Source organism: Microbacterium sp. GQ128 (genome assembly GCF_059758615.1).
Map to the genome: position 1 here is coordinate 788,227 of NZ_JCAXDY010000002.1, position 22,974 is coordinate 811,200.

19 protein-coding genes and 1 pseudogene are annotated in these 22,974 nt (G+C 69.2%); 18 read left to right on the forward strand and 2 right to left on the reverse strand.

Annotated features, from left to right (window positions below):
* Window positions 1-42 precede the first annotated feature (42 nt).
* The 7 genes from AC6CHX_RS09800 to rlmN all read left to right on the forward strand — a co-directional run bounded on the left by AC6CHX_RS09800 (window position 43) and on the right by rlmN (window position 10,391).
* Window positions 43-2,730: a glycoside hydrolase family 38 N-terminal domain-containing protein gene (locus tag AC6CHX_RS09800; protein WP_498272652.1), complete on the forward strand. Its 2,688-nt coding sequence runs from the start codon at window positions 43-45 to the stop codon at window positions 2,728-2,730.
* A gap of 62 nt (window positions 2,731-2,792) precedes the next feature.
* Complete coding sequence (gene iolC / locus AC6CHX_RS09805) at window positions 2,793-3,749, forward strand: 5-dehydro-2-deoxygluconokinase (RefSeq protein WP_498272653.1); 957 nt, start codon at window positions 2,793-2,795, stop codon at window positions 3,747-3,749.
* A gap of 1 nt (window position 3,750) precedes the next feature.
* Entirely contained in the window at window positions 3,751-4,650 is a 900-nt protein-coding gene (locus AC6CHX_RS09810) for a Cgl0159 family (beta/alpha)8-fold protein (protein ID WP_105711241.1), read from the forward strand.
* 25 nt (window positions 4,651-4,675) lie between these two features.
* Window positions 4,676-6,199, forward strand: a complete 1,524-nt coding sequence (locus AC6CHX_RS09815; RefSeq protein ID WP_498272654.1) for a CoA-acylating methylmalonate-semialdehyde dehydrogenase — start codon at window positions 4,676-4,678, stop codon at window positions 6,197-6,199.
* Window positions 6,200-6,220: 21 nt separating this feature from the next.
* The gene (gene iolB, locus AC6CHX_RS09820) at window positions 6,221-7,135 is read left to right on the forward strand and encodes a 5-deoxy-glucuronate isomerase (protein WP_498272655.1); all 915 of its coding nucleotides are present in this window, start codon (window positions 6,221-6,223) and stop codon (window positions 7,133-7,135) included.
* Complete coding sequence (gene iolD, locus AC6CHX_RS09825; RefSeq protein ID WP_498272656.1) at window positions 7,132-9,042, forward strand: 3D-(3,5/4)-trihydroxycyclohexane-1,2-dione acylhydrolase (decyclizing); 1,911 nt, start codon at window positions 7,132-7,134, stop codon at window positions 9,040-9,042. Before iolB ends, iolD begins: the two co-directional genes overlap by 4 nt.
* A gap of 59 nt (window positions 9,043-9,101) precedes the next feature.
* Window positions 9,102-10,391: a dual-specificity RNA methyltransferase RlmN gene (gene rlmN / locus AC6CHX_RS09830; RefSeq protein WP_498272657.1), complete on the forward strand. Its 1,290-nt coding sequence runs from the start codon at window positions 9,102-9,104 to the stop codon at window positions 10,389-10,391.
* Here the strand turns inward: rlmN and AC6CHX_RS09835 are convergent.
* Window positions 10,340-10,963 carry an NAD(P)H-dependent oxidoreductase gene (locus AC6CHX_RS09835; RefSeq protein ID WP_498272658.1) on the reverse strand — a complete coding sequence of 208 codons (624 nt, stop codon included), beginning with the start codon at window positions 10,961-10,963 and terminating at the stop codon, window positions 10,340-10,342. The two genes, rlmN and AC6CHX_RS09835, sit on opposite strands and share 52 nt — an antisense overlap.
* Before the next feature lie 66 nt (window positions 10,964-11,029).
* Here AC6CHX_RS09835 and AC6CHX_RS09840 point away from each other — a divergent pair, with 66 nt between their 5' ends.
* Entirely contained in the window at window positions 11,030-11,602 is a 573-nt protein-coding gene (locus tag AC6CHX_RS09840) for a TetR/AcrR family transcriptional regulator (RefSeq protein ID WP_498272659.1), read from the forward strand.
* A gap of 84 nt (window positions 11,603-11,686) precedes the next feature.
* Window positions 11,687-13,225 carry a DUF4407 domain-containing protein gene (locus tag AC6CHX_RS09845; RefSeq protein ID WP_498272660.1) on the forward strand — a complete coding sequence of 513 codons (1,539 nt, stop codon included), beginning with the start codon at window positions 11,687-11,689 and terminating at the stop codon, window positions 13,223-13,225.
* On the opposite strand, the gene AC6CHX_RS09850 is transcribed toward AC6CHX_RS09845, so the two are convergent.
* Entirely contained in the window at window positions 13,213-13,539 is a 327-nt protein-coding gene (locus AC6CHX_RS09850) for a hypothetical protein (protein WP_498272661.1), read from the reverse strand. The two genes, AC6CHX_RS09845 and AC6CHX_RS09850, sit on opposite strands and share 13 nt — an antisense overlap.
* Before the next feature lie 31 nt (window positions 13,540-13,570).
* Between AC6CHX_RS09850 and AC6CHX_RS09855 the strand changes: the two are divergent.
* From AC6CHX_RS09855 to AC6CHX_RS09895, 9 genes and pseudogenes are all read left to right on the forward strand, one after another.
* Window positions 13,571-15,070 (forward strand): annotated as a pseudogene (locus tag AC6CHX_RS09855) (aminotransferase-like domain-containing protein).
* A 10-nt stretch (window positions 15,071-15,080) separates the two neighbouring features.
* Window positions 15,081-15,575, forward strand: a complete 495-nt coding sequence (locus AC6CHX_RS09860) for a hypothetical protein (protein ID WP_498272662.1) — start codon at window positions 15,081-15,083, stop codon at window positions 15,573-15,575.
* Window positions 15,576-15,629: 54 nt separating this feature from the next.
* On the forward strand, window positions 15,630-16,643 hold the full coding sequence (locus AC6CHX_RS09865) for an aldo/keto reductase family protein (RefSeq protein WP_498272663.1): 1,014 nt from the start codon (window positions 15,630-15,632) through the stop codon (window positions 16,641-16,643).
* Between the two features lie 434 nt (window positions 16,644-17,077).
* Window positions 17,078-18,649, forward strand: coding sequence for a 4-hydroxyphenylacetate 3-hydroxylase N-terminal domain-containing protein (locus AC6CHX_RS09870; protein ID WP_498272664.1), 1,572 nt, complete (start codon window positions 17,078-17,080; stop codon window positions 18,647-18,649).
* An 88-nt stretch (window positions 18,650-18,737) separates the two neighbouring features.
* Window positions 18,738-19,673 (forward strand): VOC family protein, encoded by a 936-nt coding sequence (locus AC6CHX_RS09875; RefSeq protein ID WP_498272665.1) that lies wholly within the window; start codon window positions 18,738-18,740, stop codon window positions 19,671-19,673.
* A gap of 8 nt (window positions 19,674-19,681) precedes the next feature.
* Window positions 19,682-20,428 (forward strand): RraA family protein, encoded by a 747-nt coding sequence (locus AC6CHX_RS09880; protein WP_498272666.1) that lies wholly within the window; start codon window positions 19,682-19,684, stop codon window positions 20,426-20,428.
* Window positions 20,425-20,847, forward strand: coding sequence for a cupin domain-containing protein (locus AC6CHX_RS09885; protein WP_498272667.1), 423 nt, complete (start codon window positions 20,425-20,427; stop codon window positions 20,845-20,847). The genes AC6CHX_RS09880 and AC6CHX_RS09885 overlap by 4 nt, the downstream gene beginning before the upstream one ends.
* Before the next feature lie 41 nt (window positions 20,848-20,888).
* Window positions 20,889-22,442 carry an aldehyde dehydrogenase family protein gene (locus tag AC6CHX_RS09890; RefSeq protein WP_498272668.1) on the forward strand — a complete coding sequence of 518 codons (1,554 nt, stop codon included), beginning with the start codon at window positions 20,889-20,891 and terminating at the stop codon, window positions 22,440-22,442.
* Window positions 22,443-22,467: 25 nt separating this feature from the next.
* On the forward strand, window positions 22,468-22,869 hold the full coding sequence (locus tag AC6CHX_RS09895; protein ID WP_498272669.1) for a RidA family protein: 402 nt from the start codon (window positions 22,468-22,470) through the stop codon (window positions 22,867-22,869).
* Window positions 22,870-22,974 lie beyond the last annotated feature (105 nt).

Below are 22,974 nucleotides of genomic sequence, written 5' to 3' on the forward strand. Positions count from 1 at the left end.
CACGCACCACACCTTTCCCCAGAGAATCAGGAGTCCCCGCCCGTGACCAGTGAGATCGTCGTCGTCCCCCACACCCACTGGGACCGCGAGTGGTACGAGCCGCACGATGTGTTCCGTCTGCGCCTGGTGCACATGCTCGACCGGCTGATCGGCATCCTGGAGGCGGAGCCGGAGTACCGGTTCACGCTCGACGGACAGGCCGCGGCGATCGAGGACTACCTCGAGATGCGCCCGGACATGCGCGACCGGGTCGTGGCGCTGGTCGAGCGGGAGCAGCTCAGCGTCGGTCCGTTCCTCATCCTCCTCGACGAGTTCGGCTGCGACGGCGAGACGATCATCCGCAACCTCGAGCTCGGCCGTGCCGCGAGCGCCCGCCTCGGTCGGACGATGCCCGTCGGCTACCTGCCCGACATGTTCGGCCACGCGGCCCAGATGCCGCAGATCCTGTCCGGCTTCGGCATCCGTCACAGCGCCCTCTGGCGCGGCGTCCCCGCCGACATCGCCGAACACGCCTTCTCCTGGGTCGCCCCCAACGGAGACGCCGTGCGGTGCGAGTACCTCTTCGACGGCTACGGAAACGGCCTCGACATGTTCGCTCTGCCGGGGCAGCTTCCCGAGCTCGCCCCCGACTACGCCGCCCGCACCGCATCCTGGTACGGCGACGACCCGGTGCTCGCGATGCTGGGCACGGACCACTCGGCTCCGCCGGAGGACCTCGCCGAGGTCATCCGCGACTACGACGCGGGCGGGCGCGAGCCGCACCTGTCGATCGCGACGCTCGACGGGCACCTCTCCCGCTACGAGACGGATGCCACAGCCCTCGCCGCCCTGCCGCAGGTGCACGGTGAGATGCGCTCGCACGCCCGCGGCAACCTCCTCCCCGGCGTCTTCTCGATCCGCACGAACCTCAAGCGCGAGATGGCCCGCTCCGAGCAGGCGCTCACCGCCGCGGAGCGCCTCGACCTGATGTACGGCACCCGCGACCACCGCTCGTTCTTCGACACGGCCTGGTACCGCATCGTGGAGAGCACCGCGCACGACTCCGTGACCGGATGCGGCGTCGACGCGACGGCCGAGCAGGTGGGCACGCGCATCCACACCGCCGGCCACATCGCCCGCGGTGTGATCGACACCGTGCTCCGCGACGTCTCGGCGGCCGTCTCGCCCGCGCAGCACCTCGTGTTCAACCCCTCCGGCTTCGCGCGGCGCGCGCAGGTCGAGGTCACGCTGCACGGTGTCGACGCCGGCTCCCTCTCCGCGGGCGTGCAGCTGCTCGACCCGCTGACGACCGTGCTCGGCGACGAGCGGATGCGCACGGCCGACCTGCCCAAGATCCTCCGCCGCATCCACGGTCGCGAGCTCTTCGGCCAGCAGATCAACGGATACGAGTGGGGCGAGCGGTCGCTGCGCTTCCAGGTCGCCGAGAGCCCCGAGGGCGTGTGGGACCTGGCGACGTTCACCGTCGAGCTCGAGGAGCGCGTCGCCGCGGATGCCGCGGGCGACGACGTCTGGCACGTCGAGACCATCGCCGACCCTCGGCACCGGGCGCTCCTGGCCGTCGACGTCGACGGGCTCGCGCTCGCCGCGGTCGGCGAGGCCACGGCGCCGGCATCCGCCGACCCGGTCATCGTGACGACCGGCTCGCTCTTCAACCGGGCGCTGACAGCGACCGTGAACGCCGACGGCACCGTCCGCATCGACGGCGCGGACGGCTCGTCGATCGACGGCGCGCTGGCTCTCGTCGACGATGGCGACTGCGGCGACTCGTACAACTACGGCCCGGTCGATGCGGCATCCGCCGTCTCGGCGCCCTCGTCGGTCGAGGTGACCGTGCTCGAGGAGGGTCCGCTGCGCGGCCGCATCCGCATCCGCCGGGTCTACGACCTGCCCGAGCGCCTGGACGCGGACCGGCGGCGCTCGACCGCGACGGTGCCGCTGGTGACCGAGACCACGATCGAGCTGCGGGAGGGCGAGGGTTTCCTTCGCGTCGGCATCGACTACGTGAACACCGCCTCCGACCACCGCCTCCGGGTGCTGGTGCCGGTCGACGGCGCGGGACTCGATTCCTCCCGCAGCGCCGGGCAGTACGGCACGACCGTGCGCGGACGCGAGGCCGAGGGCGGTTGGGGCGAGTTCCCGCTGCCGACCTACCCGGCGTATCGTTTCGCGGCCGCGGGCTCGACCGCCGTTCTGGTGCAGAAGCTGTCGGAGTACGAGCTCGTGTCGACGACGGACGCTCCGGATGCTCTCGCGGTCACGCTGTCGCGCTCGGTGGGCATGATGAGCGTGAACGTGCATCCGCTGCGCGACGAGCCGGCCGGATCCGAGATCCCCGTGCCGGGCGCGCAGTACCTGGGCGTCGCCGTGCACACCGACCTGGCGATCCTGGTCGGCGCGGACGACGCGACCGCGGTGCGCGCCGCCGATCTCTTCCGGCACGACCCGCTCGTGGTCCGCGGTTCGGGCGAGACCGACGGCCCGCTTCCCGAGGCGGCGTTCCCCGTGCGGCTCTCGGGCGATGTCGTGCTGGAGTCGGCGCGGCGCGTCGGCGCCGAGGCCGAGCTCCGGTTCGTGAACTACCTGTCCGAGGAGCGCGATCTGGCGTTCGCGTCGCCCGGCGACTGGGCGCGGGTCGACCTGGCCGGTGAGGTCCAGGACGGAGCCTTCGACGCGGCGGCTGCTCGTGCGGTCGGCGGCGGGATGCTCAGCATCCGTCGGGCGATCGACTGATCTCGGCAAGAAGGCAACTAAGTGCTAATGTTAAGACAAATGAGCGAGGGAGAGGAGGCGCGATGACCGAGCAATCACCGGTCCCGGAGATCCTGGCCATCGGGCGCCTGGGCGTCGACCTGTATCCGCTGCAGGACGGCGTCGGCCTCGGCGAGGTGACCAGCTTCGGCAAGTACCTCGGCGGCAGCGCCGCCAACGTCTCCGTCGCCGCCGCACGGTACGGCCACGACACCGCGCTGCTCTCCCGCGTCGGGGACGACCCGTTCGGGCGGTACCTGCGCGCCGAGCTCGAGCGCCTCGGGGTGCACAGCCGGTACGTCGCCACCGACCCGACCTACAAGACCCCGATCACATTCTGCGAGATCTTCCCGCCGGATGACTTCCCGCTGTACTTCTACCGCGAACCGTCCGCTCCCGACCTGCAGATCCGGCCGGAGGATGTCGACGAGGCCGCGGTGCGGCAGGCCGCGCTCGTCTGGTTCACCGCGACCGGCCTGAGCGAGGAGCCGAGCAGGCAGACGCACTTCGACCTCCTCCAGGCACGCGGGCGTCGTGCGCACACGGTGTTCGACCTGGACTACCGCCCCATGTTCTGGGCCACGCCCGACGAAGCCCGCGTGCAGATCCAGCAGGCGCTGAGCTTCGCCACTGTCGCTGTGGGCAACCGCGAGGAGTGCGAGGTCGCGGTCGGCGAGACCGACCCGCAGCGCGCCGCGCATGCGCTCCTCGAGCGCGGCGTGGAACTCGCGATCGTGAAGCAGGGACCGCGCGGCGTGCTCGCCAAGACCCGGTCGAGGCAGGTCGAGATCCCCGCGACCGCGGTCGAGGTCGTGAACGGGCTCGGTGCCGGCGACGCGTTCGGCGGCGCGCTCTGCCACGGACTGCTCGCCGAGTGGGAGCTGGAGAAGACCCTGACCTATGCGAATGCGGCGGGCGGCATCGTCGCCGGACGCCGGGAATGCTCGACGGCGATGCCGACCGAGCGCGAGGTCGCCGAGGTCGTGAACGGAGATGCGTGAGATGACAGCCCTGACCGAAGAGGACTTCCACCGACTCCGGACGGTGCGTGCGGAGTCGCCGCACGCGATCCGCGAGACGCTGGCCGGACGCCGCCGCCGCGACATCATCCGCGGGGACGGGCGGCTGTTCATCATCGCCGCCGACCACCCCGCGCGCGGTGCGCTCGCGGTCGGCGGGTCGCCGTTCGCCATGGCCGACCGCTACGAGCTGCTCGATCGGCTCGCGATCGCCCTGCGGCATCCGGGCGTGGACGGCGTGCTCGGCACCCCCGACATCATCGACGACCTGGCCATGCTCGGCCTGCTCGACGACAAGATCGTCGTGGGGTCGATGAACCGCGGCGGCCTGCGCGGAGCGACCTTCGAGATGGACGACCGCTACACCGGGTACGACGTGCCCGCGATGGTGGACTCCGGCATCGACTTCGCCAAGGCCCTGCTGCGGGTGAACCTCGATGACGACGGCACGGCGCCCACGTTGGCCTCGACGGCAGACGCGGTGACCGCCGCAGCCAGGGCCGACCTGCCGATCATGCTCGAGCCGTTCCTCAGCCGCCGCGTCGACGGACGGGTCGTCAACGACCTGAGCCCGGATGCCGTGATGCTGTCGATCGCGATCGCCAGCGGTCTCGGTGCGAGCAGTGCGAGCACGTGGCTGAAGCTGCCGGTCGTCGACGACATGGAGCGTGTGCTCGCGGCGACGACGCTGCCCGTGCTGCTGCTCGGCGGCGACGCGGGTGCCGACCCCGACGACACGTTCTCGTCCTGGGAAGACGCGCTGTCGCTCCCCGGCGTGCGCGGCCTGACCGTCGGCCGCACTCTCCTCTATTCGTCGGACATCGACGTGGCATCCGCCATCGATGTCGCGGCCTCCCTCGTCCACCCCGGGCTGACCGCCTGATCGCCCTCTCCGCAGAAGGACACGCATGACCTCCGCTTCCGACATCCCCGTCATCGGCCACTGGATCGACGGCGCCGCTCGCGCCTCCGCGAGCGGTCGCACGGCTCCCGTCCACAACCCCGCGACGGGGGCGGTGACGGGGCAGGTCGCCCTGGCCGACGACTCCGAGATCGCGGACGCCATCGCGTCCGCGCAGCGCGGATTCCAGGTGTGGAGCGCCTACTCGATCGCGCGGCGCCAGGCGGTGATGTTCGCGTTCCGTGAGCTGCTGAACGCGCGCAAGGGTGAGCTGGCGGCGATCATCACCGCCGAGCACGGCAAGGTCCGCTCCGATGCGATGGGCGAGATCCTGCGCGGCCAGGAGGTCGTGGAGCTCGCGACGGGCTTCCCGCATCTGATCAAGGGCGCGTACTCGGAGAACGTCTCGACCGGCATCGACGTGTACTCGCTCAAGCAGCCGCTCGGCGTGGTCGGCATCATCTCGCCGTTCAACTTCCCGGCGATGGTGCCGATGTGGTTCTTCCCGGTCGCGATCGCCGCGGGCAACGCCGTGGTGCTCAAGCCCAGCGAGAAGGATCCGTCCGCCGCGCTCTGGATCGCCGCCCTCTGGGCCGAGGCGGGCCTGCCCGACGGTGTGTTCACCGTGCTGCAGGGCGACAAGCAGGCGGTGGACGGTCTGCTGGAGAGCCCGGACGTCGCCTCGATCTCGTTCGTCGGCTCGACGCCCATCGCCCAGTACATCTATGAGACCGCGTCGCGCCACGGCAAGCGGGTGCAGGCGCTCGGCGGCGCGAAGAACCACGTGCTCGTCCTGCCGGATGCCGATCTCGACTTGGTCGCCGACCAGGCCGTGAACGCGGGATTCGGCGCGGCGGGGGAGCGGTGCATGGCCGTGTCCGTCGTCCTCGCGGTCGAGCCGGTGGCGGACGCGCTGATCGAGCGGATCTCCCAGCGCATCGCGGGGCTGCGCATCGGCGACGGCGCGGGCGGTGCCGACGGCGAGCCCGACATGGGTCCGCTGATCACGGCGGAGCACCGCGCGAAGGTGTCGGGCTACGTCGACATCGCCGATGCCGACGGGGCGCGCATCGTGGTCGACGGCCGAGGTCTGACCGTCGACGGGAACGAGGATGGCTTCTGGTTCGGGCCGACGCTCATCGACGAGATCCCGACCTCTTCACGGGCCTACCAGGAGGAGATCTTCGGGCCGGTGCTGTCGGTGGTGCGGGTGCAGACCTTCCAGGAGGGGGTCGACCTGATCAACTCCGGCCGGTTCGGCAACGGGACCGCGATCTTCACGAACGACGGCGGGGCGGCTCGCCGCTTCCAGCACGAGGTGCAGGTCGGGATGATCGGCATCAACGTGCCCATCCCGGTCCCCGTCGCGTACCACTCGTTCGGCGGGTGGAAGGCGTCGCTGTTCGGCGACGCGAAGGCGTACGGTGTCCATGGCTTCGACTTCTTCACCCGCGAGAAGGCGATCACCAGCCGGTGGCTCGACCCCGCCCTCCACGGCGGCATCGACCTCGGCTTCCCCCAGAACAGCTGAGCGGATGCGGGCAGGAGCGCCATGACCGAAGACGGGAACTGGTTCCATCGTCGCGGCACGATCGGCCGCGACGGCTGGGAGAGCGTCGTCGACGACACCACGCCCGGCTGGGCGCACACCGGCATCCGCATCGGCGTGCTCGGCGCGGGGGAGCGCCTCGCGCTCGCCGACACCGGGGTGGAGCGGATCATCGTGCCGCTCTCCGGATCGTTCTCCGTCGCGCACACCGAGGAGGGAATGACCACCGAGACACCGCTCGCCGGGCGCCGCTCCGTGTTCGACGGTCCGAGCGACGTTCTCTACCTCTCGGCGGAGGCCACGGCCGTCATCACGGGCACCGGTCGAGTGGCCGTGGCCTCGTCCCCCACGTCCGTCGTGCACCCAACGCGGCACATCCGCGCGGCTGAGACCCCGGTCGAGCTCCGTGGTGCCGGTGCCTCCAGTCGGCAGGTGCACAACTTCGGCACGCCAGACGCGCTCGACGCCGAGCGCCTCATCGTGTGCGAGGTCATCACGCCGGCCGAGAACTGGTCGTCGTACCCGCCGCACAAGCACGACGAGCACGTGCCGGGGCGGGAATCACGGCTCGAGGAGATCTACTACTTCGAGGCGGCGCCCACGCGCTCCGGCGGAGACACCGCATCCGCCGACGCGGCGTTCGGGATGTTCGCGACCTACTCCTCGGCCGCCGGCGAGATCGACATCGCCGAACGGGTCCGCACCGGCGACATCGCCCTCGTACCCTTCGGGTTCCACGGCCCTGCCGTGGCCGCCCCCGGCTACGACCTCTACTACCTCAACGTCATGGCCGGCCCCGACGGGGAGCGGGCCTGGCTCATCACCGACGACCCCGCGCACGCGTGGGTGCGCGACAGCTGGAGCGGGCAGGACATCGATCCGCGGCTTCCCTACCGAGCAGACGGAGAACACCGATGAAGACGCGACGGATGACGGTCGGCCAGGCACTGGTCGAGTTCCTCTCCCGGCAGTGGACGGTCGACGGCGACCTGCGCGAACGCACAGTGCCCGGCATGTTCGGCATCTTCGGACACGGGAACGTCGCCGGTCTCGGTCAGGCGCTGCAGCAGTACAACCTCGAGCAGCCCGACCTGATGCCGTATCACCAGGCCCGCAACGAGCAGGCGATGGTGCACCAGGCCGTGGGCTTCGCCCGGATGCATCGCCGCCGGGCGACGTTCGCGAGCACGGCCTCGGTCGGTCCCGGCGCCACGAACATGCTCACCGGCGCGGCGCTCGCGACCACCAACCGGCTCCCGGCGCTGCTGCTGCCGAGCGACACCTTCGCCACGCGGGTCGCCGATCCCGTGCTGCAGCAGCTGGAGCGCCCGCACGACATCGGGCTCACCGTGAACGACGCCTTCCGCCCGCTCTCGGTGTTCTTCGACCGGGTGCAGCGCCCCGAGCAGCTGTTCTCGATCGCGCTGGCCGCGATGCGCGTCCTCACCGATCCCGCCGACACGGGTGCGGTGACGATCGCCCTGCCCGAGGATGTGCAGGCCGAAGCGCTGGACGTCCCGCTCGAGTTCCTCCAGGACAGGGAGTGGCACATCCGCCGCCCCCTTCCGGAGCGCGGACCGCTCGCCCGGGCCGTCGCGGCGATCCGCGGCGCGAAGAAGCCGATCCTCGTCGCGGGTGGCGGCGTCATCTACTCCGAAGCGGAACAGGCGCTGCGCGCTTTCGTCGAGGCCACCGGCATCCCGGTCGGCACGACGCAGGCGGGCGGTGGCGCCCTGCCCTGGGATCACCCGCAGTACCTGGGCGGGATCGGCGCGACCGGCACCACCGCGGCGAATCGCATCGCGGCGGAGGCCGACGTCATCATCGGTGTCGGCACCCGGTACAGCGACTTCACGACGGCATCTCGCACGGCCTTCCAGAACCCCGGTGCGGTGTTCGTCAACATCAACGTCGCGGCTTTCGACGCCTACAAGCACGGCTCGCAGCTGCCCGTCGTCGCGGATGCCCGCGAGGCACTGCTCGCGCTGGTCGAGGAGCTCCGTGGCTTCCGGGTCGCGGAGAGCCTCAGCACGCGCATCGCCGACGAGAAGCGCGATTGGGATGCGGTGGTCGACCAGGCCCTCGCCCCCACGGGCCGCGAGCTGCCGGGCCAACCCGAGATCATCGGTGCCGTGCGCGGGGCCGTGGCCGACGAAGACGTGATCGTGCAGGCGGCCGGCTCGCTCCCCGGCGACCTGCACAAGCTGTGGCGCGTCAGCGATCCGCTGGGCTATCACGTCGAATACGCCTACTCCTGTATGGGGTACGAGATCGCGGGAGGTCTCGGCGTCAAGCGCGGGCTGACGGCATCCGGCGACGAGCGCGACGTCGTCGTCATGGTCGGCGACGGCTCGTACCTGATGCTGAGCTCCGAGCTCGCGACCGCTGTGGCCGAGGGCATCAAGATCATCGTCGTCCTCATCCAGAACCAGGGCTACGCCTCGATCGGTCACCTCTCGGAGACGGTGGGCTCGGAGCGCTTCGGCACGAAATATCGCCGCTACGATGACGAGGCGCGCAACTTCCAGCGCGGCGACGTGCTGCCGGTCGACCTCGCCATGAACGCGCGCAGCTACGGCGTCGCCGTCATCGAGATCGCGAAGGGCCCTGGGTCCGTCGACGATCTGCGCGCCGCGGTCGCCGCCGCGAAGGCCTCCGAGCGGACGACACTCATCCACGTCGAGAGCGATCCGACGGTCTACGGCCCCGACGGCGAGGGCTGGTGGGACGTGCCGGTGGCGGAGGTCTCGAGCACCGAGACCGCGCAGCGTGCCCGCGAGGAGTACGAGGGTCAGCTCGCCGCACAGCGCCCGTTGCTGGGGTGACGATGCCGGACGCGCCCACCCCAGGCGCTTCCCACCCGGCACCGCGTACCCTGGAGGGTATGACTGAGACTCCCCGCACGCGCGAGACGCGCCCACAGGCAGCGCCCGCGTCGTCCCGCTCGGGGGCTGTCCGCGAGACCAAGAAGCCACAGGTGCGCCCGGCGACCGAGGGGTGGACCCAGCAGAAGGATGCCGAGGGGCGTCCGCTCCTGCAGTTCGCGAGCCCCAAGCGCGGCAAGCCGCCGGTACACCTGGCCGACCTCACGCCGGCCGAGCGCATCGAGAAGGTCAAGGAGCTCGGGCTCCCCGGCTTCCGCGCGAAGCAGCTGTCGACGCACTACTTCCGTCACTACACGTCCGACCCCGAGCAGATGACCGACCTCCCGGCCGACACCCGCGAGCAGCTCGTCGCCGGGATGCTGCCGCCGCTGCTCACCGAGGTCCGCCGCCTCGAGACCGACCGCGGCGACACGATCAAGTTCCTGTGGCGCCTGCACGACGGCGCCCTGGTCGAGTCGGTGCTCATGCGCTACCCCGGCCGCATCACGCTGTGCGTGTCGAGCCAGGCCGGCTGCGGAATGAACTGCCCGTTCTGCGCGACCGGACAGGCGGGGCTGACCCGCAACATGTCCACCGCCGAGATCATCGAGCAGATCGTCCGTGCCAATCGGCTCATCGCCGAGGGCGGCCTCGGTGGCAAGAAGTCCGACGACCACAGCATGGAGCGTGTCTCGAACATCGTCTTCATGGGGATGGGCGAGCCGCTCGCCAACTACAAGCGCGTGATGGATGCCGTGCGGTCGATGGTCGCCCCGCAGCCCGACGGCCTCGGCATGAGCGCCCGCGGCATCACGGTGTCGACGGTCGGCCTGGTGCCGGCGATCAAGAAGCTCGCCGACGAGGGCATCCCCGTCACCTTCGCGCTGTCGCTGCACGCGCCGGACGACCACCTGCGGGACGAGCTCATCCCGGTGAACTCCCGCTGGAAGGTCGATGAGGCACTGGATGCCGCCTACGACTATTACGCCAAGACCGGCCGCCGTGTCTCGATCGAGTACGCGCTCATCAAGGACATGAACGACCACGCCTGGCGCGCCGACCTGCTGGCCGAGAAGCTGAACCAGCGCGGACGCGGCTGGGTGCACGTGAACCCGATCCCGCTGAACCCGACGCCCGGCTCGATCTGGACGGCGTCCGAGAGGGATGTCACCAACGAGTTCGTGCGTCGCCTGAACGATGCCGGCATCCCGACCACTCTCCGCGACACCCGCGGCAAGGAGATCGACGGCGCCTGCGGTCAGCTCGTCGCCACCACCGAAGACGAGGCCGCCTCCGCCGCGATGGCCTGAGGCGCACCGGCACGGCGCGCGTCGATGGTGCCGAGCTGCTCGGCACCATCGAGCCAGCGGGTGATGGTGGCGCTGCTCGCGTCCTTCACGCCGAGCATGCGGTGCGTGCGCACCGAGCGGATGCCGCAGAAGCGCATCGTCCCTCGGGCGACGTGGGTCTGCGCGGGGAGCCCGGTGAACGGCGCGAAGTACCAGGGCGTGTCCGCGAGCAGGAGCAGTCGGCCGTTGCGCGCCGGCAGCAGCCCTTCGGGGAGACCGAGCTTCGTGTAGCGGTACTCCTGCTGCGGCAGCAGCGCCCGGTCGAAGAAGCCCTTGAGCACAGCGGGCACCGACCCCCACCACAACGGCGTCGCGATGACGATCGTGTCGGCGCTCTGCAGCGCGCGCTTGGCCTCGACGAGGTCGGGCTCGAGGGTCATGCGCTCCCGGTAGCCGAAGCGCAGGTTCGGGTCGAAGTCGAGGTCGCGCAGAGCGAGCACGCGGGCATCGCCGTGCCCTGCGGCGTACCGCTGGGCGAGGGAGGCGGTCAGGGAGCGGGCGTCGGGGTGGCCGTCGATCACGAGAGCGGACATGGCGTTGTTCCTATCTGGACAGTGTCAAGCTGGTGGACAGTGTCAAGATAGGAGACAATGTTGCTCATGTCAAGTTCGAAGGACGGCTACCACCACGGCGATCTCGCCCGTGCCCTGGAAGACGCCGCCATGCAACTGCTGGAGCGGATGCCGGCGGCCGAGATCAGCCTGCGCGAGGTCGCGCGGGCGGCGAACGTGAGCCACAACGCGCCGTACCACCACTTCTCCGACCGGCTCGGACTGCTCAAGGCGATCGCCGAGCGCAGCATGGCCGACCTCCTCGACCAGGTCCGCACGGCCGCCGAGAAGGCATCGACGCCGCGGGCAGCCCTCACCGACGGCGGCTCGGCGTACATCCGCTTCGCGGTCGAGCATCCGCACGCGTTCGACGCCGTGTACGACCCGACCGTCTGCATCCCCGGATCCCCGACCGCGACGATGGCGCCCCTGATCGATGGGCTCGAGGCCGTGCTCGCCGAGGGTGCAGTCGCGGTCGGGCTCGACCGGCCGACCGATGTCGTCGTGCTGTGGGGGCTGATCCACGGGCTCGGCACCCTCGCCGCCGCCGGGCACTTCACCCTCGACGACGGCCTGGCCGCCTACGCCGCCGCCCTCGACCGCCTGCTCCCGGCATCCTGAATCCACCGGGGCGGCACGGAAGCTGGGAGGCGCTCCAAGGACTCTTCCACGCGATCCACAGGCGATGTTTCGTAGATTGTTCGGATGCCCTATTCCGCCCATCGACCGGGTCGCTACGACTCGCAGGGTCGGATCATCATCGACGGCGAATCCGACGCCGTCACCGATGACCTCGACTTCCTGCGCGAGTTCGAGCCGACCGGCGCCGACGACACCACCCGTGAGGTGCCCGTCGCAGAGCCTGCGGAGGCGACCCCGATCGCCGATGCGGTCGCCGCCGACGAGTCCTCCCCGGTGAAGCCCCCGCGCGAACCCCGTGTCCGCAAACCCCGCCGGAAGCGCGCGCCGCGCACACCCGGCTCCCGTGCCCGGACCCTCGCGATCCTCGGCGGAGCGGAAGGCGAGATCCTCGACCGCGTCCCCGGCGAGACGCCCCGCTTCGTGCAGATGTTCTTCGTGCTCGCCGGCACCGCCCTGGTCTCCGCCATCTCGATGCTCTTCGCCCTCACCACCGGCGTGCAGGCCGCGATCTGGCTGGCCGTGCCGCTGGCGCTCGTGTGGGCGCTCATCATCTTCAACCTCGATCGCTTCCTCACCTCGACCATGAGCTCGACGCGGAACGTCTGGCGCCTCATCGGCCTCGCGATCCCGCGTGTGATCATGGCGGCGATCATCGGGTTCGTCGTGGCCGAGCCGCTGGTGCTGCAGATCTTCCACAACGACATCGCCCGCGAGGTCGCATCGACCAACATCACCCAGTCGCAGTCCGACCAGGAGGCGCTGGAGTCCGGTCCGGAGAAGATCGCGCTGGATGCCGCCACCGCCAAGGTCGCCGAACTCGAGAACCAGGCCGCGACCGGTATCGTCGCGGGGACCGAATCCTCCTCGGCGACCGAGTCGGCCGCCCAGGCCACGGTCGACGACGTGACCGCGAAGATGACCGAGCAGCAGAAGGTCATCGATCAGGCGCGCGTGCTCTACCAGTGCGAGCTGACCGGTGAGGGCGCGGGCACGGTCCCCGGCTGCACCGGCGTCAACGGTGAGGGTGCGAGCTCGGATGCCGCCAAGGCGCAGCTCGCCGAGGCCCAGCAGACGTACGACGCGCTCGCCGCACAGCTGCGCACCGCGAACGAGGAGCTCGCCGCCGCCGGCACCGCCGCCAAGGAGAACACCTCGAGCTCGGAGTCGACGAACCGCGAGCAGGCGAAGTCCCAGCTGCCGGCCGCCCGCGACACCTATGACCAGGCGCTCGCGGCCTACAACGCGCGCGCGGATGCCGTGGCCCAGGGCAACGCCGGCGCCGTCGGGCTGCTCAGCCAGATCAGCGGACTGAACCGCCTGAGCGAGAAGGAGCCCACCATCCTGTGGGCGCACATCCTCATCGCGGCGCTGTTCTTCATGATCGAGCTGCTGCCCGTGCTGGTGAAGGTGCTCACGAGCTACGGCGACCCGAGCCTCTACGAGAAGGCCGCGGCCATCCGCAAGCAGGTCGCCCTGGATCGGGTGACCGCCGAGGGCTTCCGCGACCGCGCCGACATCGTCACGACCCCCGCGCCGGCGCCGGCCTCTGCCCCTGCCCCTGCCCCCGCGCCGGCTCCGGCCCCCCAGGCTCAGGCGACCTGACGCTGCGGCTTTCCTTCCGGTCGCAGTTTCTGCCGTCCGCCCACGCGATGAGCGGCAGGAACTGCGACCGGAAGCAGGACATCGGCGATCACGGACCCGGGGCGATGCGGGGCAGCCAGAGTCAGCGAGCGGATCAGGGCGACCGTCGACGGGGTGCCCGACCACTGCTCGCCGGTCAGCGACGCCTCGATCAGGGCCAGGGGACGCTGCAGCGCGGGGTCGTGCTGCCGGGAGTCTTCGCTGAGCCATTCGATGAGCTCGTGAATGGTCCAATCGGGATCGATTGGACCGAGATCTTTCGCGACAGTGGTCATGGAGGTGCTCATTGGTCCAGAATCAAGTCTCATGAGCACGGATGACAGGGCCAATCCCCGGCCGGTGGACCACGGATCGGCCACGGATGCCTCTCGGTCGCTCGTGCGCGGCGGCGAGGTGTCATCCGACGTGCTCTCGGCGCGACTCGGCCGCTGGACCCACGGAGACGGCACGCTGGCCACTCGGCTCGCCCGCGGCATCGAGGCCCTGATCGCGGGGGGCGAGCTGCGCCCCGGCGATCGGCTGCCGGCCGAGCGCGCTCTCGCCGCGGCGAGCTCCGTGTCGCGCGGCACCGTCGTCGCCGCCTACGCGGACCTCGCCGAGCGTGGTCTGGTGGATCGGCGGCAGGGGAGCGGAACGCGCATCGCCGGCGCGGCGGCATCCGTGGCTCCCGTGCAACGGCAGGGGCGGGGAGAGGCTCTGTTCTCGGCGCTGCCCAACGCGATCGACCTGCTGCGCACCGTGCCACAGATCTCCGAGTTGGGCGTGCAGCTCATCAGCGAGCACACGCCACGACTAGAGCTGGCGCTACTGCCCGAGACCGACCCCGCAGGCCTCCCCGCGCTGCGCACCCTCATCGCCGACATGTACATCGCCGAGGGCACCCCGACGACGCCGGAGCAGATCCTCGTCACACACGGCGCGCAGCAGGCCATCAGCCTCGTCGTCAACGCTCTCGTCAGCCCGGGTGACGTCGTCCTCGCCGAGGAGATCACGTGGCCGGGCGTCACCGACTCGGTCGGGCTGCGCGGCGGCACGGTGCACGGCGTCCCGATGGGACCGGACGGGCTCGACGTCGACGCGCTCGAACAGGCGCTCGCCCGCCTGCGACCCGTGCTCGTCGCCCTCAACCCCCACCACCAGAACCCCACGGGGTCGCGCCTTCCCGCTGCCGCGCGGCATCGCGTCGCCGAACTCGCCGCCCAGTAGGGCGTGCCCGTGATCGAGGACCGTGTCGTGGCCGGCATCTCCTTCGACGGGGTGGTGCCGCCGACCCTCGCCGCCGAGCGGGCGGACGCCCCGATCATCGTCGTGGAGTCGGTGTCGAAGTGGGTGTGGGCGGGGTTGCGCATCGGATGGCTGCGCGCCGACCCCGTGCTCGTGCGCCGGCTGCGCGGGGCCCGCCAGCTCGCCGACCAGTCCACGAGCGTGCCGGGGCAGCTGCTCGCACTCGACCTGATCGCCCGCGCCGACGACCTCCGCCGGGCGAACAGCCGCATCCACCAGGATCGCCTGCGTCTGCTGCAGGAGCTGATGGCCGAGCACCTGCCCGACTGGAAGGTCGAGCCGCCCCGCGGCGGGCTGTCGCTGTGGGTCCGGGTTCCGGCGGGTTCTGCCGCCGCGCTGGCGAGGGTCGCCGCGACGCACGGGGTCTCGATCGCCGGGAGCGCGGCGTTCGCGGTGTCGGCGTCTCCGGACGACCACATCCGCATCCCGTTCACGGCACCCGACGACGTGCTCGCCGAGAGCATCCGTCGGCTCGGAGCGGCCTGGCGCGAGTATCGGGAGACTCTCGGGATGCCTTCCTAGGATGACGCGCATGACTCGGATGCAGCGCCGGACCCTGTGGATCTCGATCGCCGGTGTGCTCGCCGTCACGGCGTATGCGGCGTGGGCCGCGCTGCAGATCCTGGTGCTCAATCCGCTCGCCGCGGTTCCCGGGCGCACGCTCGACGAGGTCCGCGCCGAGATGTCGGCGGCGGGCGAGGTGCTCCTGTGGGAGCCGGTGGCGTTCATCCTCGGTATCGGCGTGGTGCTGGCGGTGGTGGTCGCGGTCGTCTCGACCCGCGGGCGCGCACATCCGATGGTCCCCGCGATGAGCTTCCTGGCGCTGCTGATGCTCGGTGCACCCGGCTACTTCGCCGCCTCGTTCGGCGTGGGAATGAGCCTCGCCGACACGTTCGGGATCAGCGGTGGGGACTACTCGCCCTGGGCGCGGCCGCTCTACGCGGTGAGCCTCCTCGCTGCCGCCGCGCTGATCGTCGGCGCGGCGGTGACCGGGATGCGTCGGCGGACGGTCGTCGCCCCCGCATGACGGCGGATGCCGGCATCCAGCCCGACCATCGCACGCAGCCAGTAGCGTTGTTCCATGGTCAACTATCGCTATCTCGGCAACAGCGGTCTCAAGGTCTCGGAGATCACCTACGGCAACTGGGTCACCCACGCCTCGCAGGTCGGTGACGACGCCGCGGTCAAGACCGTGCACGCCGCACTGGATGCCGGAATCACCACCTTCGACACCGCCGACACCTACGCCAACACGGCTGCGGAGGTCGTGCTCGGCAAGGCTCTGGAGGGGCAGCGCCGTGAGGGGCTGGAGATCTTCACGAAGGTCTACTTCCCGACCGGCCCCAAGGGTCCGAACGACACCGGCCTGAGCCGCAAGCACATCTTCGAGTCGATCAACGGCTCGCTCACGCGTCTCGGCACCGACTACGTCGACCTGTACCAGGCGCACCGCTTCGACTACGAGACCCCGCTCGAGGAGACGTTCCAGGCGTTCGCCGACGTCGTCCGCCAGGGCAAGGCGCTCTACATCGGCGTCTCGGAGTGGACGGCGGAGCAGCTGCGCGAGGGGCACGCCCTCGCGAAGCAGCTCGGCATCCAGCTCATCTCGAACCAGCCGCAGTACTCCATGCTGTGGCGCGTGATCGAGGGCAAGGTCGTTCCGGCATCCGAAGAGCTGGGCATCTCGCAGATCGTCTGGTCGCCGATGGCGCAGGGCGTGCTCAGCGGCAAGTACCTGCCCGGTCAGCCGGTGCCCGAGGGCTCGCGCGCGACCGACCCGCACAGCGGCGCCGACTTCATCAAGAGCTTCCTGCAGGACGACATCCTCTCCGCCGTGCAGAAGCTGAAGCCCATCGCCGAGCAGGCGGGGCTGTCGATGCCCCAGCTCGCGATCGCGTGGGTGCTGCAGAACCCGAACGTCGCGGCCGCCCTGGTCGGTGCCTCGCGTCCGGAGCAGCTCGCCGAGACGGTCAAGGCCTCGGGCGTGAAGCTCGACGCCGACACCCTGGCCGCGATCGACACGGCCCTGGGTGACACGGTCAACCGCGACGCCGAGCACACCTACTCGGTGTCGCCGAAGGCGCGCCTGGTGTGACGCCAGACACTTCGCGCTGACACCCCGTCTTCGCGCCGAGACCCCCTCCTGTCGACGTATGCAGGAGGGGGTCTCGGCGTGAATGCGGGGTCTCGGTGAGGAGCGCGCCCGGCGACGGCTATCTCCTGCCTCGTATGGGGGACGGCGAGTATCGATATGGGGTCGCGCGCGAAGCACAGGGCGAGCGCGCGCCGATTAAATCCCTGTTCGCGCGGAAAAAACTTGCGTTGACGCGTGGCGACGGTCACCGTCGGGAGAACCGGGAGCGAGACGATTCCACTGCCGGCGATTGACCGTGCTCGGTGGCTCGCTGAGCATTGACCCCGGGACGGTCCATGGCGGATCCGGACTCACCCGGAGAGCGCTGCCTCGAGCATCGCCGACCCGAGCGAGGCGTCCCTCTCGCCTCCAACGTCGGAAGGAAGAACTCGAAGATGAGCAACGAGCAGACCTCGTCCATGGTGACCTCGCCGCCCGCGAACCAGGACTACATCCCGTTCACCGGGCAGGAGTATCTGGACAGTCTCAACGACGGTCGTGAGGTGTGGATCTACGGGGAGCGTGTCGAGAACGTGACCGAGCATCCGGCCTTCCGCAACTCGGCGCGGATGATCGCCCGGATGTACGACGCTCTTCACGAGGAGAAGCGTCGCGGCACCCTCACGACGCCGACGGAGTGGGGCGGCTTCACGCACCCCTTCTTCCGTGCGGCGACCACTGTCGAGGAGCAGGTCAAGTCCCGCGACGCGATCGCGGAGTGGCAGCGACTCGCCTGGGGTTGGATGGGACGATCTCCCGACTACAAGGGCTGTTTCCTGGGCACGCTGGGCGCGAACGCCGAGTTCTATCGAGGTCACGAGGAGAACGCCCGCAACTGGTACCGCAAGGCCCAGGAGAAGACGTACTACATCAATCACGCGATCATGAACCCGCCGGTGGATCGCAGCGCTGGCCCCGATGCCGGTAAGGACGTGTTCATTCACGTCACCCGGGAGACCGACGAGGGGATGTACGTCAGCGGCGCGAAGGTCGTCGCCACAGGTTCCGCCCTGACGCATTACACGTTCATCGGGCACGTCGGTCAGGTGGCGATTCAGGATCCGGCTTATTCTCCGGTGTTCATCATGCCGACGAACTCCCCCGGGGTGAAGCTGCTGTGCCGAGTCTCGAACGAGTACCGTGCCGGTGTGCTGGGCAGTCCGTTCGACTACCCGCTCTCGAGCCGCCTGGACGAGAACGACGCCATCCTCGTGCTCGACGACGTGTTCATCCCCTGGGAGAACGTCTTCATCCACAACGATCTCGAGCAGGCCAACCGATACAACGTCCACTCGGGATACCTCGAGCGGGCGTCGTTGCACGGTTGCACGCGCTTCGCGGTCAAGATGGACTTCCTCGTCGGTCTGCTCTCGCGTGCCCTCGACGTGACGGGAGCAGGCGACTTCCACGGCGTGAGATCCCAGCTCGGTGAGGTCATCGCCTGGCGGAACACCTTCTGGGCGCTCTCCGACGCCATGGCGAAGAGCTCGGTGCCGTGGAAGAACGGGATGATCCAGCCTGATCCCTCGTATGCGGGTGCCTACCGTGTCATGAACCAGCTCGCGATGCCCAAGATCAAGAACATCATCGAGCAGGTTGTCGCGAGCGGGCTCATCTATCTCAACTCGCACGCCGTCGACTTCGACACCCCGGAGATCCGCGGGTACCTCGACACGTATCTGCGGGGTACCGGTGGCATCGACGCCGAAGAGCGGGTGAAGGTCATGAAGATGCTGTGGGATGCGATCGGCACCGAGTTCGGGTCGCGGCATGAGCTATACGAGATCAACTACATCGGCAGCAACGACGTCACACGTCAGACCAACGTGTTCAGCGCGATGAGCACGGGGACACTCGAGTACTGCCGACAGTTTGCCCAGTCGGCAATGGACGAGTACGACCTGCACGGGTGGACGGTCTCCGACCTGATCGACCCCGACGACATCAGCATTCTCGGCAAGGGCTGAGGCCCGAGACGGCTCGACCCGCGCTCGCGCCGATGCGGGAGCGGTATCCGGCGTCCCCACGGGGCGTCGTGAACGAAGGAGGAAGAACATGGCAACCGCAGTCGACCTGGCGCAGGTGACCTATCTCGCGCCGGACCTGGACGAGATGGAACGCTTCCTGACCGCGTTCGGTATGACGAAGGCGGCCGGGAGCGACGAGCAGACCCTGTACATGCGAGGGACGGGCACGCAGCACCACATCCACGTGACGCGCAAGGCCCCGAAGCAGAAGTTCGGCGGTGTCGCCATCGAGATGGCGACACGTGAAGACCTCGACGATCTGGCGGCGCTCGAGGGCTCCAGCCCGGTGCAGCCGAGTTCGGAGCCCGGTGGTGGTGAGGAAGTCGTCATGCACACCCCGGACGGCCTGGAGGTCAGGGCGATCTGGGGTCGAGAGCGGGTGCCGGCCATCATCGACCGCGACCCGAACCTCGCCAACAATGTGCGGGACAAGAACCGCGTGCACACCCCGGTGCGATCTCCCATCGCGCCGGCCACCATCGCGCGTCTCGGGCACTTCGTGCTGCACGTTCGCGACCACGACGAGACGATGGCGTGGCTCAAGATGCGGTTCAACTTCCTCGACTCCGACTACTTCCTGCCTCCGGGGGAGGACGGTCCGATCTACGGAACCTTCGTGCGCCTCGACCTCGGTGAGAAGCTCGTCGATCATCACTTCGCCCTGATTCTCGAGTCCGACTGGGTCGGCATCCATCACTCCGCGTTCGAGGTCATCGACTTCGATGCGGTGATGAGCTCGCACGACTACCTGGTGCAGGAGGGGTTCGCCGCAGACGTCGGTGTCGGCAGGCACCTCCTCGGCAGCCAGGTCTTCGACTACTGGAAAGACCCGTTCGGTTTCCGCATCGAGCACTACACCGACGGCGATGTCGTGGACGCCAGCCACAAGCCCGGTCGGTTCAACGGCACGGCCAGCGAGACGACGCAGTGGGGCAATCGTCCGCCCCTGGAGTTCTTCCAGTGAGGGGCGGGATGGACAGCGCGGGCGCGATCCTGGATCCCGTGATTCGGGAGAAGCTCCGACGGGTCGGTGTCTCCGACGTAGCCAATGCCCTGCTCGCCCGCGGGTTCCGCAACGTCGTCCTCCGGGATGTGAGCCCGGTCACCGACACGCAGGCCACGCTCGTCGGTCCGGCGTACACGCTGCGGTTCATCCCCGCTCGAGAGGACCTCGATGACATGGCCGCGTATTCACGCGACGACAACGTGCACCGCGTGGCCATCGAGCACTGCCCGGAGGGCGCCGTCCTGGTCATCGACGCGTTCGGATCGACGGATGCTGCGTCGATGGGCGGCATGATGGCCGCACGACTGTCGCACCGAGGGGTCGCAGGTGTCGTGACGGACGGTGGCTTTCGCGACATCGACAGCATTCGAACAGCAGGCGTTCCCTGCTATCAGCGTGGCCCCGCCGCTCCTGCGACCCCGATCCGTCTGCACCCCGTGGCCGTCGACGAGCCCGTGGGCTGCGGCGGAGTAGCGGTCTACCCCGGCGATGTGATGGTGGGTGATCGCGACGGTGTCGCCGTCATCCCTCGACATCTCGTCTCGGAGGTGGCGGATGCCGCCATCGCCTCCATCGAGTACGAGGAGTTCGCCGCGCTCCAGATCGACAGGGGGCGGTCGATCCTCGAAGTCTTCCCCGCCACTGAGGAAAGCCGCAACGAATACGAGCATTGGGTCGCGCGCGGCCGCACGGAGAAAGGACTCACCGCATGAACATCGAACCAGCCTCGCTGGCCGGACTGGAGAGACTCGTCCACGCCGTGGATCTTGAGGGAGAGGGATGGATCGACTACCCCGAGTACGGGTTCCGGCAGTTCTTCCTCTTCAGCAACACGGAGACCGGCGCCTCCATCGCGCTGCTCGACTATGCGAAGGGCGGTCGGATCCCCACCAGGCACACGCATGCGTCGAACCAGTTCATGTACTGCGTGCGCGGTGACTACGAGTACGTCGAGTCGGGTCTGCGGCTGGTCGCCGGCTCGTTCTACATGAATCCGAAGGACCACCCCCACGGCCCGACTGTGGCGCATGAGCGAAGCCTGCTCTTGGAGATCTACGACGGCCCGCATTACTACGAGAAGCCCGAGTTCCACACCGACGAGACCATCGGCGACTTCCTCTCGAAGGACTGACGCCTCCACCCGGCGGACCACCGCTGCGAAAGGATCCACCGATGTCAATGAAGACCATCGACCCGCTGTTCGACACCCGCGATGCGCTCGCGCGATTCGCGTTGGACCAGCTCCATTCGGGGAGCTATTCGGCCGCCGTCGGCTGGGCTCCCGTATCCGGCCGCGACGTGATCGACGTGATCTGTCCTGCGGACGGCGCCAAGATCGCGACGGTCGCCGCGGCGACGGCGCACGACGCCGAGACCGCCATCGCGCACGCTCTCGAAGCCCAGCGGGTGTGGCGGACCGTGCCTGCCCCGACACGCGGCGAATTCGTGCGGCGCATCGGCGAGGCGATCGAATCGGAGATGCAAGAGCTCGCCGCGATCATCTCCCTCGATACCGGGAAGTCGCTCATGGAGGCCAGGGGTGAGCTGAAGGAGTGTGTGGACATGGCCGTGCTCGCGGCCGGCCAGTCGCGCATGATGTATGGCTTCACTCAACAGTCCCAGCGCGTCGATCACCGGATGTACGACCAGTGGCTGCCTCTCGGCGTCGTCGGCGTCATCAGTGCGTACAACTTCCCCGCGGCCGTGTGGGCGCAGAACGGTTTCCTCGCGGCCATCGCGGGCAACACGGTCGTGTGGAAGCCGAGTCCCAAAGTGCCGCTCACGGCGATCGCACTGCAGCAGCTGGTCAACCGGGTCGCAGCGGAGGAGGGGTTCGAGGGCGTCTTCTCCCTGCTCATCCCGTCGAGCGACACGGTCGCCGAGATGCTGCTGCGCGACACCCGCGTCGACATGGTGTCGTTCACAGGATCGACAGGGGTCGGAAGGCGAGTGGCCGAAATCGTCGGCGGCACTCTCGGCCGCCGGTATCAACTCGAATGCTCGGGGAACAACGGCTGCATCGTGGACGAGACCGCCGACCTCGAACTCGCGGCGAAGGCGCTCACTTTCGGTGTCGTCGGAACGACCGGGCAGCGGTGCACGAGCACGCGCCGAGTCATCGTTCATCGCAGTGTCGCGAAGGAGCTGGTCGGCCTGATGGCTCGGGCCTTCGCGCAGGTGCAGATCGGTGCTCCGTGGGAATCCGACGCACTCGTCGGACCCCTCGTGGACGAGAGGGCCGTCGCCGACTTCACACGCGTTGTCGACGCCGCTGTGGCGGACGGCGCGCACGTGGCTTACGGCGGCCGGGTGATCGACCGGCCGGGGTACTACGTCGAACCGACGATTCTCATGGACGTGCATCCGGACGCGCCGGTGGCGCAGGAGGAGACATTCGTGCCGCTCGTGTCCGTCCTCACCTATGACACCCTCGACGAGGCTATCCGCATCCACAACGGTGTCGCGCAGGGGTTGGCATCCGGGATGCACAGCACGAACCTGTCCAACATCGAGACGTTCCTCTCGAGCCGTGGCAGCGATTGCGGCATCGTGCGGATCAACATGGGGACGACCGGTGCCGACGTCGGAGCCGCCTTCGGCGGGGAGAAGGAGACCGGTGGCGGCCGCACGGCGGGTTCCGACGCGTGGAAGGGCTTCGCCCGGCGGCAGAGCGTGTGCATCAACTGGGGCGGCGCGAGCGCCTGGGACCAGCGCATCGCGCTGTGATCGACCGATGAACGAGAGGACAGTCATGACGAAGACACGCATCACCTCGGGGCTCGTGAAGGAGCCGGCAGAGGGACTCTGGTCGAACTGCATGAAGGTCGGCGAGCTGGTCTTCATCTCAGGGATGACGGCGCGGGCCGCAGACGGAAGCACCATCATCGGCGACGACGAGTACCATCAGGCGATGGTCGTCTTCGGCAAGCTCAAGGCGCTCATCGAAGCCGCGGGCGGCGAGATGGACGACATCGTCAAGATGACGATCTTCGTGACCGCCATCGAGAACAACACCCGGGTGTGGGACGCCCGTCGAAAGTTCTTCCACGGCGACTTCCCGACGTGCACCCTCGTTGAGGTCTCGGCGCTTGCGAAGCCCGAGATCCTCCTCGAGATCGAGGCCATCGCCGTCCTCGGCGCACACAGCCGGTAACCAGGCGAACATCCATCCCTTCCTCGCAGAGCCGCGGGGGAGTGCACGCGGGCGACCGCACGCTGATCCATGCATTCGCGCACGACCGAATGCTCGATCGGCGAC